This is a genomic window from Actinacidiphila alni (assembly GCF_900112845.1).
In the GTDB taxonomy this organism is placed as follows: Bacteria; Actinomycetota; Actinomycetes; order Streptomycetales; family Streptomycetaceae; genus Actinacidiphila; species Actinacidiphila alni.
Map to the genome: position 1 here is coordinate 133431 of NZ_FONG01000015.1, position 15063 is coordinate 148493.

General features: G+C 72.8%; 9 protein-coding genes. 5 read left to right on the forward strand and 4 right to left on the reverse strand.

The features are described 5' to 3' along the window. Positions 1-155 precede the first annotated feature (155 nt). Complete coding sequence (locus BM076_RS23845) at positions 156-4007, forward strand: S8 family serine peptidase (protein WP_093715726.1); 3852 nt, start codon at positions 156-158, stop codon at positions 4005-4007. Positions 4008-4402: 395 nt separating this feature from the next. Beyond that, positions 4403-5152, forward strand: a complete 750-nt coding sequence (locus tag BM076_RS23850) for an alpha-amylase family glycosyl hydrolase (RefSeq protein ID WP_177246578.1) — start codon at positions 4403-4405, stop codon at positions 5150-5152. Between the two features lie 40 nt (positions 5153-5192). Here the strand turns inward: BM076_RS23850 and BM076_RS23855 are convergent, their stop codons facing one another. After that, on the reverse strand, positions 5193-6794 hold the full coding sequence (locus BM076_RS23855) for an FAD-dependent monooxygenase (protein WP_093715728.1): 1602 nt from the start codon (positions 6792-6794) through the stop codon (positions 5193-5195). An 89-nt stretch (positions 6795-6883) separates the two neighbouring features. Further along, complete coding sequence (locus BM076_RS23860; protein WP_093715729.1) at positions 6884-7594, reverse strand: anti-sigma factor; 711 nt, start codon at positions 7592-7594, stop codon at positions 6884-6886. Positions 7595-7989: 395 nt separating this feature from the next. On the opposite strand from BM076_RS23860, the gene BM076_RS23865 reads away from it, so the two are divergent. Continuing rightward, positions 7990-8694, forward strand: a complete 705-nt coding sequence (locus tag BM076_RS23865; RefSeq protein WP_093715730.1) for an SDR family oxidoreductase — start codon at positions 7990-7992, stop codon at positions 8692-8694. A 73-nt stretch (positions 8695-8767) separates the two neighbouring features. Here BM076_RS23865 and BM076_RS23870 read toward each other — a convergent pair whose 3' ends face one another. After that, entirely contained in the window at positions 8768-9235 is a 468-nt protein-coding gene (locus tag BM076_RS23870; protein ID WP_093715731.1) for a COG4315 family predicted lipoprotein, read from the reverse strand. Positions 9236-9470: 235 nt separating this feature from the next. Here BM076_RS23870 and BM076_RS23875 point away from each other — a divergent pair, with 235 nt between their 5' ends. Both BM076_RS23875 and BM076_RS23880 read left to right on the forward strand, forming a co-directional pair. Then, a complete protein-coding gene (locus BM076_RS23875; RefSeq protein WP_245796262.1) occupies positions 9471-10802 on the forward strand; it encodes a CHRD domain-containing protein in 1332 nt (443 codons plus the stop codon). A gap of 152 nt (positions 10803-10954) precedes the next feature. After that, the gene (locus BM076_RS23880) at positions 10955-11923 is read left to right on the forward strand and encodes an NADP-dependent oxidoreductase (RefSeq protein WP_218160111.1); all 969 of its coding nucleotides are present in this window, start codon (positions 10955-10957) and stop codon (positions 11921-11923) included. A 54-nt stretch (positions 11924-11977) separates the two neighbouring features. Here BM076_RS23880 and BM076_RS23885 read toward each other — a convergent pair whose 3' ends face one another. Further along, a complete protein-coding gene (locus BM076_RS23885; protein ID WP_093715733.1) occupies positions 11978-14884 on the reverse strand; it encodes an AfsR/SARP family transcriptional regulator in 2907 nt (968 codons plus the stop codon). Between the last annotated feature and the right edge of the window lie 179 nt (positions 14885-15063).

Consider the following 15063-nt stretch of genomic DNA (forward strand, 5'->3'; position numbering starts at 1 on the left):
TTGCGAAGTGCCTGGTGCGAAGCGCTCGGGCAACGCCTCGCCCACCACATCGACGCGTTGCCCGCCCGCACCCGCAACCCGTGCGGAACCCGCGCCGCGGTCCGGACAGACACCAGGTGGCCCACCGCACACCCAAGGCAAGGGGAACGGCTCAGTTGACGACACGATCCCGCCTCACCGCGGCCCTGTCCGCCGGACTGGCGCTGACACTGGCCGCGGCGGCGACCGCTGCCGCGGACCCGCACGGAGCTGCGGCGGCACCGGCGACTCCCGCCGCGTCCACGGCGGACGACACCGCCACCGTACGTCTGATCACCGGAGACGAGGTGACGCTGCGGACGGCGGTCGCGGGTCGGCAGACCGTCGCGGTGACACCGGCCGCCGGGCGACGCGGCATCACCTTCCGCACGTATGAGGAGAACGGCCGTCTCACCGTGCTCCCCTCGGACGCCGCAGGTCTGGTCAACGCGGGGCGGCTGGACCGCCAACTCTTCGACGTGACCGGCCTGGTGGCCCAGCGCTACGACCTGGCGCACAGCGCCGCCCTGCCGCTGATCGTGGCATCGGCGACCGCCGGAGCGGCAGGCGCGTCGGCCGCGGTGAGGACGGCCGGAACCGCCGCGGTGACCGCGCTCACCGCGGGCACCGTGCCGGTCAGGGACCTGGAGAGCATCGGCGCCCGCTCGGTGCGGGTGACCGCCGACCAGGCCGACGGCTTCTGGAAGCGCCTGACGGCGGGCGGTTCCGGCACGGCACGGTCCGCGTCCCTCCCCAAAGTGTGGCTCGACGCCCGCGTCGGCGCCGTGTCGGACACCGGCGTCGACCAGATCGGCGCCCCCGTCGCCTGGGAGGCCGGATACCGGGGTCAGGGCGTCAAGGTCGCCGTGCTGGACACCGGCGTCGACCGGACACATCCCGACCTGGCCGGCCGGGTCGCGCTGGCCGAGGACTTCACATCGAGCCCGTCCGGCACCGCGGACCTGTTCGGGCACGGCACTCACGTCGCGTCCATCGTCGGCGGCAACGGCGCCGCCTCGCACGGCGTCCGCCAGGGTGTCGCGCCCGCCTCCTCGCTGCTGATCGGCAAGGTGCTCGGCGACGACGGATACGGCACGGAGTCCGGTGTCATCGACGGCATGGAGTGGGCCGCGGACTCCGGCGCCCGCGTCGTCAACATGAGCCTGGGATCGGACGAACCCAGCGACGGCACCGATCCGGTCAGCCTCGCGCTGAACGGGATCAGCCGGACCCGCGGCACCCTCTTCGTGGTCGCCGCGGGCAACAACGGGAGCGGCCCGCAGACCGTCGGCACACCGGGCGTGGCCGATCGGGCGCTGACCGTCGGCGCGGTGGACCGGCAGGACGCGCTCGCGCCCTTCTCCAGCCGCGGCCCGCGCATCGGCGACGGGGCCGTCAAGCCCGACGTCACCGCCCCCGGTGTGGGCATCGTGGCGGCCCGCGCCGCCGGGACCACGCTCGGCGATCCGGTGGACCGCTACTACACCGCCGCGTCCGGCACCTCCATGGCGACGCCGCACGTCGCGGGCGCCGCGGCCCTGCTGGCCCAGCAGCATCCGGACTGGGGCGCGGACCGGCTGAAGGACGCCCTGGTGAGCACGGCGTACACGGCCGCAGGACAGCTGCCCACGGAGCAGGGCGGCGGGCGGATCGACCTCGCCGCCGCGATACCCGGTCCGGTCACCGCCACCGGCACCGTCGCACTCGGGAACTTCCCGGCAGCCGCGCACGCGGTCACCCGGACCACCACGGTGCGGTACGTCAACACCTCCGGCAGGGCCGTGTCACTCGGATTGTCGATGGAGCTGGCGACCGCGGGCGGGCGGAAGGCCGCCGCCGGTGCGGTCCGGCTCGGATCGGCCGAGGTGACCGTCCCCGCGGGCGGCAGCGCCGAGGTGCCGGTGACGGTCGATCCCGGCCGTACGCCGGCCGGTTCCTACTACGGCTATCTCACCGCGCGGTCCGCCGACGGTTCGGTACGCGTCCACACCACCGCCTCCCTGGTGGTGCACGCGCCCACGCACAGGCTGACCGTCGTCGGCTACGACTCCCACGGCGCACGGGTCACCGTCCGCCCCACCATCTGGGGCCCGAACGGCTTCGTCCAGTACTCCGACCCGGCTCCCGACCCCGCCGAGGACGCCGGTGCGGCCTCCGGCTCCGGCCCAGCGCCGACGACCGTCGACGTCGAGGAAGGCACGTACGAGGTCCAGTACGAGTTCGACGACGACGCGACGACCGGCGTCGACGCGCGCGTGGTCGTGCTCCCGCAGGTGAAGGTCACCAAGGACATGACGGTGACGCTCGACGCGCGCCGCACCACCCGGGTGGAGATCCGTACGCCCAGGCCCGCCGAGCAGCGGGGCGGCGTGAGCTACCAGACGTACCGGGAGATCGACGGCCGGTCGATGAACCAGGGCGTCGCCTTCTTCGACGGCGGCCTGCACGAGCTGTACGTCAGCCCCACGGAGCAGGTGACGGAGGGGGAGTTCGAATTCTCCTCGCGCTGGCAGATGTTCGCGCCGGACCTGACGGCGGTGGCGCCGGGGACCGGACTCGACCTGGCCCCGTACTACCTTCCCAGGTCCCCGCTGCTGGACAGCCGGGGTCCGACGCTGACAGCGGTCGACGCGGGCAGTGTGGAGGAGCCGGACCTGCGCCGGGTCCGCGGCAAGCTGGCCGTCGTCCGCAACGATTCCGGCCTGGGCGAACAGGAGTTGGCGCAACAGGCCGCCGACGCCGGAGCGCGCGCCGTGCTGATGCTCGGCTACTCCGACAACTCCTGGAGCCAGTGGAATCCCACCGGCGAACGTGACGCGCTGCCCGTGGTCCGGGTCGCCAGGTCCGCGGGCACCGCCCTGCTCAAGCGCCTCGCGTCGCGTGCCACGACGGTGCGGTTCGGCGGCACGATGCGCAGCCCGTACCTGTACGACGTCACGCAGGTCAGCTCGCAGCGGATTCCGCGGCAGGTGGTGCACACCGTGACGACGCGCAACAGCGCGGTGGTGCACAGCACGTACGCCGACAACGGCGGTGTGCCGTGGGCCAGCGAGCAGCGTTTCAGCTGGCGGCCGTACCAGGGCGCCGCCATGGAGCTGAACCGTTATGTGCCCACCGGTCTCGTCCGCACCGAGTACGTCAGCGCCGACGGCACCCTGTGGCAGCACGTGGTCAGCCACCTCGCCATGAACCTGGAGGACGAGCCGCTGCTCAGCGGCATGCGGGACGTGCCGCGCGAGTACCGGCCGGGGCAGCGGGCGGACGACGCGTGGCAGGCGGCCGTGGTCCGGCCGTCGATCCCGCGGTCGGCGCCCGCGCCCACCGTGCGCACCGGGGACGTGATGGCGCTGCGGATACCGGAGTTCGCCGACTCCGGCGCCGGCCACTGGTCGCCCGCGCTCCGCGCCTTCGACGGCGGCATCGGCACCAGGACCGACGAGCCCGTCGCCGATGTCGTGAGCGCGGTGCTCCGCCGCGACGGCGCGGTGGTCGGCAGCGCCGACACGGCGTGGACCGACATCGAGGTGCCGTCCGGCACGGCCGACTACCGGCTGGACCTGACGACGGCACGGAACTCCGCCGAATGGACGACCGCCACCGCCACGCGTACGTCGTGGTCCTTCCGCTCCGGGACCACGGACGAGGCGACGGCGCTGCCGCTGCTCCAACTCGACTACGCGGTACCGGTGGACGTCGACAACTCCGTACGGGCCGGCCGTGCGCACATCGTCGGCCTCACCGTCCGCGCCCCGGACGGTGTTCCGACGCCGACCGGAGTGCGGCTGCGGGCCGAGACGTCGGACGACGACGGCGCGACGTGGCACCGGGCCGCGGTGACCGCGCACGGCCACAACGCCTTCGACGCCGTCGTCCTGAACGGCGGGCGGGCGCACGGCTCGTCGTACGTGACGCTGCGCGTCACCGCGTGGGACGCGGCGGGGCATCGCGTCCAGCAGACGGTCGACCGGGCCTATCGGCTGCGCGGTTGAGGCAGGCCGGTTGCGACGGCCCGGTCGACACGGGGGAGCGGGTGGGCGGGCGTGTGGGGCGCCCGTCCACCCCGCTTGTCCTCCGTTCTGCCTACATGTTGGTCAGTTGCGGGCGGACTCGGGGGTTCTCCCGGTGTGCCGTTTTGGCCCGCATCATGCGAAATACCCGTGTGATACGTGGTGTTGGAACCGCCTCGGTCATGTCCCTTCTACCTAACAAGCATGTATGGTGTGCGGGACTCGTCGAACCGCCGACCGCCCGTGCGCCCGGCGTACGGCACTCGGCGGCCCGTACCGCCCGTATCCGACCCCGTTCGCGCGCGCTCGAATCTGGATGGTGACGGATGTCCACAGTTCCGTCGGAGCCGCGGCCCGCACGTCCGAGTGACGACGTGGTGGACCGTCGGCGTCCCGAGGCGCCCGCGCCGCCGGCGGTGTCCGACCGTCGGCTGCGCGTCGTCGGCCCGCGGGCCGTCCGGCTGGCCGGCGATCCGTTCTTCGCCGACCTGGAGGAGCTGGACGCCGTGATCGCGGCGGCGCACCGGCGGGGCAGGAGGGTGGCCGTCGACCTGGAGTCCAACACGTGCACCACCGACCATCCCTGGTTCCTGGCCGCGGTCGCGGCGGGCCGGGGGAGCAGGGCACGCGCCGTCTTCCGCTTCGCCGAGGGGCGTGGCTGCCACGGCGACCGTCCGCCCGACGACCGGCGCGACGAGGACGACGGGCCCGCCTGGTCGCGGGTGACCGAGCCGGACGGCCGGCCGGGACAGTGGTATCTGCACCTGACGGACCCCGGCCGGCCCGATCTCGACTGGGACGAGCCGCGGGTCGTGCAGCACTTCGACCAGGTGCTGCGCTTCTGGCTCGACCGCGCGGTGGACGAGATCCGCGTCGATCCGCCGACCGAGGCCGGCCGGCGCCATCCCGTATGGCGACGGTGGCAGGCGGTCTGCGACGAGTACACCGTCCGGGACGGCCGGGAGCGGCTGCTGCGCGAGAGCGCGGTACGCCGGGGCCCCGCCGATCCGCCGGACCGTACCGGCGCGGGCGGAAGCGGCGCGGACGACGAAGAGCCGGGGCGCGCGTTTCCGCGGCCCCGGCTGGTCGCCCCCTCGGGCGGTGAGCACCGCCGTCACTCGCGGTGACGGCGGCCCGGCGGCTCCTGGACGTCCGCGACCGCGATCGTCAGCGCGGTGGCAGAAGGCGCGTCAGATACGCCTCGACCTCCGTGACGTCGGGATCGGTGCCGCGGAAGCCGACGTAGCCGTCCGGCCGGACGACGAAGAGGGTGTCGCCGTCGACGCCGTAGTCGTGGTGGGCGTCGCCCAGGTGGTCGACGACCAGCTCCGGGTCGTCCGCGAGGGCGTGGCCGTCGGACGGCCGACCGACCACCACGCGCCGCAACCGGTCGGGGTACCGCGCGGTCAGGGCCGCCGCGACCAGCGCGCTGCGCCGGCCGAAGGCGAGGACCGTCAGGTGCGGTCCGCGGAAGAGGTCGAACAGCCGTACCCGCACGCCCTCCCACGCCACGCACACCGAGTCGGGCGCCCGGTGGCCGGGCGACGCGTACGCCGTCTCCGCGCCCGAACTGAGATCGCTGCCCGGATACCCCAGGCCCAGCTGAAGAGTGTCCTTGCCCTGACCCTCCCGCGGAACGACCTCGCCCAGGCCCCGCCCGATGAGTCGGGAGGAGAAGCCGAGCACGTCGGCGGCGGCCGGCAGCCGCTCCTGTTCGTAGCTGTCGAGCAGACCGTCCGGGGCGCCGGCCAGCACATGGGCGAGCTTCCAGCCCAGGTTGTACGCGTCCTGCACACCGGTGTTCATGCCCAGGCCGCCGGCCGGGGAGTGGACGTGCGCCGCGTCGCCCGCGATGAAAACCCGGCCGACCCGGTAGCGGTCGGCCATCCGGACGTTGGACCGCCACACCGACTGCCACCGCACGGCCCGCACGATGATGTCGGCGCGGTCGGTGCGTTCGTCGACGAGCTGCTGGATCTCGTCCAGCGGCAGTTCCTTCCCGGCCTCCGCGGGCAGCGCGGCCTGGATCTGGAAGGCGTCGGTGCCCTCCAGCGGGCACAGCGCGAGCAGACCGCCCCGAGCGGTCGGCCACATGTGCCAGAAGTCGCGGTCGAGACCTTCCAGTTCGAGGTCGCCGACAAGCATGCGGAACGTCTCGTCGGTCTCGCCGAGGAAGCCGATGCCGACCTGCTTGCGTACCGTGCTCGACGCTCCGTCCGCCCCGACGACGTAGGCCGCACGCTCCTCGTGTTCGACGCCGTCGGCGGTCCTCAGCACGACGGTCACCCCGTCGGCGTCCTGTTCCAGCGAGACCAGCGCCGTGGATCCCTCGACGCGTACGCCCCAGTCGCCGAGCCGGTCCCGCAGCACTTCCTCGGTCCGCCACTGCGGGACGAGCATGGAGCGGCTGTACGGCACCGCGGGCGTCGGGTCGTGGGCGTCGGCGTTGATCCCGCCGGTGTTCAGCACGTCGCGGCCCGCGTACCGGCGGACCGGGATCCGGAACCGTCCGGAGGAGACGATCCGGCCGGCCACGCCGAGGTCGTCGAAGACCTCGATCGTCCGCGGTTGCACGCCCTTGCCGCGCGAACCCCGTGCCGGGCCCGCGGCCGCGTCCACGACGCGTACGGCGATGCCGCGTCTGGCCAGTTCGCACGCCGCGACGAGACCCACGGGTCCCGCGCCGACGACGAGCACGCCGTCCGGGACACCGCCGCGCCCTGCTCGGCCGGTCGACCGATGGTCCACCGTTCTTTCCTGTTCAGCCATGTTCTCTCGTTCTCCCTGTGCGGCCCGGTCCCGGCCCGTACGGCCTCTGCCGTCCGTGTGCTCCCGGCTCGCTGTCCGTCCCCGGCGGCTCACACGGCTCCGGTGTCCGTGGCCGGTACGCGCACCAACTGCTGTCCCTCACCGGTCTCCACGACGTACGCCGCCACGTCCTCGGCGGCGATGCCCGTCCCGCCCACTGCGGTGAGCGTCTTCTTCCGGGCCCCGGGGACGCCGTACCCCTCCGCCGGGACGGACCACGTCAGAGCGGTCTCCCGGGTGCCGTCCCGGCCGATGACGACCAGTCGGCAGGCCAATGGGCCCCTGATGCCGCTGAGTTCGAGCGTCGTCCGGGTGCCCCATGCCGTCGACCGCGGTGACACCGACGCCCGCACTCCGGTGGTGGCGTCCACGGCCTGGACGACCGGACGGCGCACTCCCTCCAGGGCGACGGCCCGGTGGGGGCCGCCGTCCGACCCGGACGGGCCCAGCGCGAACTGCGCTCCGGCGCCCAGCAGCCCGCCCGCGACCGCCGCGGCCAGGGCCAGCCGCCCACGGCTGAACGGTCCGCGACCGCGCGCGACCCGCGCCTTGCGGTCGGGGGCGTCGGTCCAGGCGGGGGCCGCGGCCACTTCCGCGGGATCCAGGAGATTCAGGGCCCCGATGACCGGAGTGATCCGCGCCAATTCCGCGCGGCACCCGTCGCACTCCCCGACGCGGCCGGCCACGACCGTGGTCTCGACCGGATCCAGAGCCGTCAGCGCATAAGCGGCGAGATTTGTGTGATCGTGCTGGCAACTCACCGTGCTTTTCTCCTGCGTCGAGTCGGCCCCCCGGCTGACGTGCGGCCCGTCCGGTGGATCACGGCCGGCCCCCTGCGCGGATCCGGCCCCCGGACGGGCCCTGACTGTGTGTACGGGCGATGTCGGCGGAGGGTTCACCGAATGCTTTCCGGCCTGTGGTAAATGCGCCGGGACAAGAGGGGACGGGGCAGGAGAAGAACGGGACAAGAGAGGAACGAAATAGGCCGGTGCGGGCGGCGACACGGTTCGCGGGCTCGAACCCGGGAGAAGTTGAACCCGTGACTATCTGTGGCCGTAAGCAATAGAGAATGACCGCGGCGCCCGGCCTCGGGCCGGACGCCGCGCGGACTCGTGGCACCCATCGGAAAGACACCGGGAAGCAGGAGCGGAAACACATGCGTGAAGCAGTGATCGTCGGTGGCACCAGCGGCGTCGGACGTGCTCTGGCGGCGCACTACGTCGGCCGGGGCCGGTCGGTGGTGGTGACCGGGCGCGACCGGGAACGGGCGGAGCTGACCGCCGCCGACCTGACCGCCGCCTCCGGCGGCTCCGGGTCCGCGCGCGGCCTGGCCCTCGACCTGTCGCGCCCGCACGACCTGGCCGCCGCTCTCGCCGACATCGGCGAGGTGGACCGGCTCGTGCTGGCCGCCATCGAACGCGACCGCAACACGGTCGCCGACTACGACGTCGACCGCGCCGTCCGGCTGGCCACCCTGAAGCTGGTCGGGTACACCGAGGTGGTCCACGCGCTGGCGCCGCGCCTGACCGACGACGGCTCCGTCCTGCTCTTCGGCGGCGTCGCGCGGGAACGCCCCTACCCGGGATCGACCACGGTCTCGGCGGTCAACGGCGGCGTGACCGGACTGACCGCGACTCTCGCGGTGGAGCTGGCCCCGGTACGGGTCAACGCCCTGCACCCCGGCCTGATCGTCGACACCCCGTACTGGAGCGGCCAGGACGCGGTGATCGAGGCGCAGGTCGCACGCACCCTGACCAGGCGCGGCGTCACGACGGACGCCGTCGTGGACGCGGCGGTCCTGCTGCTGGAGAACCCGGGCATCGACAACGTCAACCTCACCGTCGACGGCGGCTGGATCTGAGACCGGCCCGCCCACCCGGTCACCACGGGGTCGGCGGTGCTCCCCGGCAGGGGAGCACCGCCGACCCCGTGCGTCAGGCGTCCTTCTTGACGAGCTTGCCGTCCGCGCCGACGGCGAACCACACGCCGTCCATGCCCTGCCCGTTGACGTCGCCCGGCACGGCGTCGCCGACGTAGTAATACAGCGGCCACTGACCGTACGTCACCTGCTCCACGCCCTTGGTCTGCTCCGCCTTGCCGAGCAGCTTCTCCGCGGCACCGCTTCCCGCCGTGGCCGAATGGCTGGTCAGCGCCGGCCAGACGGCGATGCACGCGGCGTCACAGTTGCTCTTGTTGTCCTTGTCCTTGGCGAACGCGTAGAGGGTGCGGCCGGACTGGTCGACCAGCACCTTTCCCAGGTCCGAATCGGCCACCTTCACCGACACATTGGACGCGGCCTTGTCGCCCGAATCCTTCGAGCCGTCGTCACCGCCGCACGCGGACAGGGTCAGCAGGGCCAGTGAAGCAAGTGGAGCCGCGATCAAGGCGGTTCGAGTGCGCATGAGTGAATTCCCCTATGGAATGGCGTCGGAGGTGTCCGGGGCCCCTGCGTCGCGTGCGTGCCGCGTCGGGCACGGCCCCTCGCCCCCTGTTTACGGCCGACGGGGACGGGGGGTTCACATGTGATTCGCCCAAAATAAAAACGCGGGAAGTGATCCCGGCGAGTGCTGCCGCCGTATGAGAGGACAGCAAGTTCGAGAGCCGGAATCCGAACAGTCACGAAAGGTCGTCAACGAAGTGCGAAAGCGTCTTCTTGCCCTCGCCGCCGCGGGGGCCGCGCTCACCATGGCAGGAATTTCTCCCGCCTACGCCCACGACGGGCACGACGGGCACGGCGGCGACAGCGCCCAGTCCAGCGGCTCCACGATCACCACGCGGGCGCAGGGCAAGACCGTCTTCCTCGGGGCCTCGCTGAGCGGTGCGCAGGAGGTCTCCGACGCGGGGGCGCCCGGTGTCGGCGACTCCGACGGCAAGGCCGTCGCCCTCGTCAGGGTGAAGGGCGACCGGGTGACGTTCGCTCTGCAATGGAAGGGCATCGGGGCCCCGACCCTCGGCCACATCCACGCGGGCAACGCGGGCACCAACGGCGACGTCAAGGTCAAGCTCTTCCTCTCCCCGATGCCCGACACGGTGAACGCCGCCGCGGGTCAGACGACGGTGGAGGACCCCGCCCTCGCCGCTCAGCTGCGGTCCAACCCCAAGAGCTTCTACGTCAATCTGCACAGCAAGGAGTTCCCCAAGGGCGCGGTGCGCGGCCAGCTCCAGAAGCTGTCGAAGGCCGTCAACCCGCTCGACATCATCGACGGCGGCAAGCTGCGCGCCCTGGCCGACGGCTCGCAGGAAGTGCCCAAGGACGCCAAGAGCAAGGTGGGTGACCCGGACGGCCGCGCCGTCGCCTTCCTCCACCCGAACGGCACCGAGGCCGACTACTCGATGGCGTGGGTGAACATCGAGCCGCCGATCCTCGGCCACATCCACAAGGGCGTGCTCGGCAAGAACGGCGACGTGCAGGTCCCGCTGTTCAAGACGCCGGTCCCCGACCAGATCTTCGCCATCTCCGGCGCGGTGCCCGACCAGGACCCCGCCGTCCTCCAGCGCATCGCCAAGACGCCGTCCAACTACTACGCCAACATCCACACCGACGAGTTCTCCGACGGCGCGGTGCGCGGCCAGCTCTTCGACGGTCGTAAGGGCCAGGACGACAGCGGCCAGGAGGACAACCAGGGCGGCGACAACGGCCAGAACAACGGCGGCCAGAACGACGATCAGGGTAACGGCAACGGCAACCAGGGAGCCGATGAGCCGAAGCCGGTCAAGGGCAACATCCTGCTCTTCGACGACCCCGGCACCTTCTCCGAGGACAACGCCTCCCAGGGCGTCTCGGGCGAGGGCTGCCAGAACGTGGGCCGGCCCGGCATCGCCTCCGCGCTCCAGGTGAGCCAGCCGGTGAAGATCTGGTCGGGTCGCGACTGCACCGGCGAGTCGAAGATCGTCAACGGCAATATCCTCGACCTCGGAACGATCGGGTTCGACGACAAGATCTCGTCCGTCTTCTTCGGCGAATTCTGAGCCCGGTCCCGAGCCTGGCACCCGCCGACAGCGACGGTTCCCCCACCGGGGCCGGACGTTCCCGCACCGGGCACGTCCGGCCCCGCCCCCGTTGGCGTACCCGGACCGTACGGGCCGCCCGCGGACACACCGCGGCACAAGAGGAGAAGACCATGACCGCGCAGACCATGAAGGCAGTCACGCAGAACGAGTTCGGCGGACCCGACGTCCTGCACGTGATCACCACCGAGAAGCCGCAGCCGCTGCCGACCGAAGTGCTCGTCCGGGTGGTGTGCGCGGGCGTCAATCCCGTCGACACCAAGACCCGGGCGGGCAGCGGCATGGCGGGCGTGCTCGGCGACCCACCGTTCACGCTGGGCTGGGACGTCTCGGGCGTCGTCGAGGAGACCGGCTTCGGCGTGCACACCCTGGAGGTCGGCGACGAGGTGTACGGGATGCCGTGGTTCCCGCGGCAGGCGGGCGCGTACGCCGAGTACGTGACCGCGCCGGCCAGGCACTTCGCCCGCAAGCCCGCCACCTTGGACCACGAGCACGCCGCCGCGGTGCCGCTGGCCGCGCTCACCGCCTGGCAGAGCCTGGTGGACACCGCGCACGTCACCGCCGGACAACGCGTCCTTGTGCACGCCGCGGGCGGCGGCGTCGGCCACTTCGCCGTGCAGTTCGCCAAGCACCTGGGGGCGTACGTCATCGGCACGGCGGGAGAGGCCAAGCACGAATGGCTGCGCGGGCTCGGCGCGGACGAGCTGATCGACTACACGAAGGCGCCCTTCGAGGACGCGGTGAGCGACGTGGACGTCGTCATCGACCTGATCGGAGACGACCACGACCACACCGGCGTCCGGTCGCTGCGCACGATGAAGCGCGGCGGGCACATCGTGGAGGTCCCCTCGGGCGTCTCCGACGACGTGTCGCGGGAGGCCGCGGCGCTGGGCATCCGCGCCTCGTCCTTCCTGGTCGAACCGGACGGCCACGCGCTGGCCGAGATCGGCCGCGTCATCGATCAGGGTGCGGTCGTCGTCGAGGTCGAGGAGGTCTTCCCGCTGGAGCGGGCCGCCGAGGCGCACCGCCGCAGCGATTCCGGGCACTCGCGCGGCAAGCTCGTGCTGCGGGTCACCGACTGACCGCGGACGTCACCGACCGATGCTCCACCGGCCGATGCCCCATCGACCGATGCATTACCGACCGACGCCCTCGCCCAGGTCGCGCAGCCGGGCCCGCGGGGTCGCGGCGGCGTCCGAGCCCAGCGTCTCCAGGATGATCAACGCGGCGTGCCAGGCCAGCCGCGCGTCGCGCTGATCGCCCGAGGCGAGGTGGGCGTCGCCGAGGCGGACGAGCGTGTCCGCCTCGTTCCAGGTGTCGGCCAGCTCCCGGTCCAGGTCCAGCGCCCGGTGGTAGCTCTCCTTGGCCTGCCGGTAGTCGCCCAGGCGGTGGTGGACGTATCCGAGGCTGTCCCACGCGGCGGCCTCCGCCTTGCGGTCACCGAGGTGCCGCAGCAGCGTCAGCGCCTGGCGGCAGTACGCCAGCGCCCGCTGGTAGTCGCCCAGCTCCGCGTGGATCCAGCCCAGATTGTTCAGCGCGTTGGCCTGGCCCGCGCGGTCGCCGTCCTCGCGGAAGAGGTCCACCGCCGCGCGTACGTGCGGCAGGGCCTCGTCGGGCAGCCCGCGGCGCAGCCGGATCATGGCCAGATTGCCGTGGATCCGGGCCCGCAGGCCGACATCGCCCAGCTCCTCGGCGAGGCCCAGCGAGCGGTTCAGGTGCTCCTCCGCCTTGTCGAGGCGGCTCGTCTCGATGAACGCGCGGGCCAGATTGCGCAGCGCGTGCGCCCGGCCGAGCCGGTCGTCGCCCCGCCGCGCCGCGGCCAGCGCGGTGCGCTGCACCGTGATCTGGTCCTCCCAGCGGCCGCACCGCTGGAGGTACTCCATCAGCGACCACGCCAACTGCCAGGTGTGCGTCTCGAATCCGGGCAGCACCGCGGCCTGCGCCACGACGCCCAGCAGCGCGGCGTGCTCACGGCGGAACCACTCCATCGCCCGCGGGTAGCCGCTGATGGTCTCCGGGACGACACCCGTCGCGGCCGCGGGAAGGACCAGCTCCGGCAGCGTCTGAGACGTCATCCGCGCGGCCTCGTACGCGGTGAGCAGGTAGTAGCCGATCAGTCGGTTCGTCGCCGCCGTACGGTCCGCGTCGTCGTCCTCGGCGTCCAGCAGTTCGGCCGCGTACTGGCGCAGCAGGTCGTGCATGCGGAAGCGGCCCGGCCGGTGCTCGCCGAGCAGGCTGGCCGAGACCAGTTCCCCGACCAGGCGGCGGGTCCGGCCGGGCGTACGGCCGGCGAGGGAGGCGACGCCGGCCGGTGAGGCGTCCGGACCCGGGTGGAGCGCGAGGAGCCGGAACAGCCGGGCGGCCTCCGGGGACAGCGCGTGGTACGACCAGGAGAAGACCGAGCGCACGTCGAGCGTGTCGTCGGCGTCGCCGAAGGCGTCCAGCGACGCCGCCTCCTCCCGCAGTTCGGCGGCGACGGTCGCCAGCGAGAAGCCGCTGCGGGTCGCGGCCCGCCCGGCCACCAGAGCCAGCGCCAGCGGCAGTCGCGCGCCTCGGGCCACGATCTCGTCGACCGCCTCGGGCTCGGCCCGTACCCGGCCGGCGCCGATCCGCCGCTCCAGGGCCTCCCGGGACTCGTCCGCGGACAGCACGTTCAAGGTCAGGTGGTGCGCGCCGTCCTTCACGACCAGACCGGACAGCTGGTCGCGGCTGGTGACGACGACCAGGCAGCCGGGCGCTCCCGCGAGCAGCGGACGGATCTGGTCCGCGTCCCGAGCGTTGTCCAGCAGGATCAGCAGTCGTCGCTCCGCCACGATCGTCCGGAAGGCCGCCGCCAGCGCGTCGACGTCCTGCGGCAGCTTCGCGGCCGTGACGCCGAGGGACTCCAACAGGAGGTACAGCGCCCGCTCCGGGGCGAGGGACGTCTTCGGCACACCGAAGCCGCGCAGGTTGAGATAGAGCTGGCCGTCGGGGTAGCGCGGCGCCATCCGGCGGGCGAAGTGCACGGCGAAGGCGGTCTTGCCGACCCCGGCCATGCCCGTGACGGCGAGCACCGTGCCCGACGCCGTCCCCTCGCCGTCCGCGGCGGCGACCACGGCTTCCAGGTGCGCCAGTTCCCGTACCCGCCCGGCGAACGTCGGCAGATCGTGCGGGAGTTGCGACGGCACGGCGGCGGCCGGTGCGTCGTCCGGCCGGTGGATCCGCGCGGCGGCCTCCGGCCGGCCGGCGCCGGTCGCCGCGCCGGGCGCGGTCTCGTCGCGTGGCGGAGCGCCGCCGGTCAGCAGTGCCGGGTCGGACCGCAGGATCCGCTCGTGCAGCCCACGCAGCGCGGGGCCGGGATCGACGCCCAGCTCGTCCGCGAGCATCGTCTGCGTCTCCCGGTACACCTCCAGGGCGGCGGCCTGCCGCCCCGACCGGTACAGCGCGAGCATCAGCATCTCCCGGAACCGCTCGTCCAGCGGATGCTCGGCCACCAGCGACGCCAGCTCGGCGGCGACGTCCTGCGAAGGACCGAGATCGAGCTGCGCGCCGAGGCACGCCTCCAGGGCGCTCAGCCGCAGCCGCGCCAGATGCGTACGCTGTGCCTCCGCCCACGGGCCGGGAAGCCCGGCGAGCGCCTTCCCGCGCCACAGACCGAGCGCCTCGCGCAGCAGGACGACGGTCCGGTCGGTCTCTCCCGCGCGGCGCGCGTGCTCCGCCTCGTCCACCCCGCGGCGGAACCGTGCCAGGTCCAGCGCCTCCGTCCCGACGCGCATCAGATAACCGCTGCTCACGGAATGGACGGCCGGGCCGCCGCCCGTGCCTTCGAGGACCTTGCGGATGCGGTGGACGTGGATACGGACCGTGCCGCTGGCCGAGGCGGGGGGATCCTCGCCCCACAGCGCGTCGACCAGCTCCTCGACGGACACCTGGGAGCCGTTCCTGATCAGCAGGACCGCGAGGACAAGGCGCTGCTGCGGGGGACCGAGGGCCAGTTCGGCGTCGCCCGCCCAGGCGCGGACGGGGCCCAGCACACTGAACCTCAGATCGTCGGTCGGCCGCATTTCCCTCACGCTCCGCGTCGGCGCGAAGCTCCTGCCGGTAGCCCGCCTTTCGCATCATATGAGGTTCGTCCGGGGTTTCCCGTGCCCTTCCCGCCGTCCCGGCGGGCCGGCGGCCGGAAGGAAAGGACCGCCGGTCGTGAACTCGCCGCACACCGCGGGCCGTATTGCACTGTGACAAG

What these genes read in the sequence shown, in the direction of transcription:
- BM076_RS23855 (WP_093715728.1), bottom strand. Translation starts at nt 6,794, where the DNA reads ATGGCTGAACAGGAAAGAACGGTGGACCATCGGTCGACCGGCCGAGCA.
- BM076_RS23865 (WP_093715730.1), top strand. Translation starts at nt 7,990, where the DNA reads ATGCGTGAAGCAGTGATCGTCGGTGGCACCAGCGGCGTCGGACGTGCT.
- BM076_RS23870 (WP_093715731.1), bottom strand. Translation starts at nt 9,235, where the DNA reads ATGCGCACTCGAACCGCCTTGATCGCGGCTCCACTTGCTTCACTGGCC.
- BM076_RS23880 (WP_218160111.1), top strand. Translation starts at nt 10,955, where the DNA reads ATGACCGCGCAGACCATGAAGGCAGTCACGCAGAACGAGTTCGGCGGA.
- BM076_RS23885 (WP_093715733.1), bottom strand. Translation starts at nt 14,884, where the DNA reads ATGCGGCCGACCGACGATCTGAGGTTCAGTGTGCTGGGCCCCGTCCGC.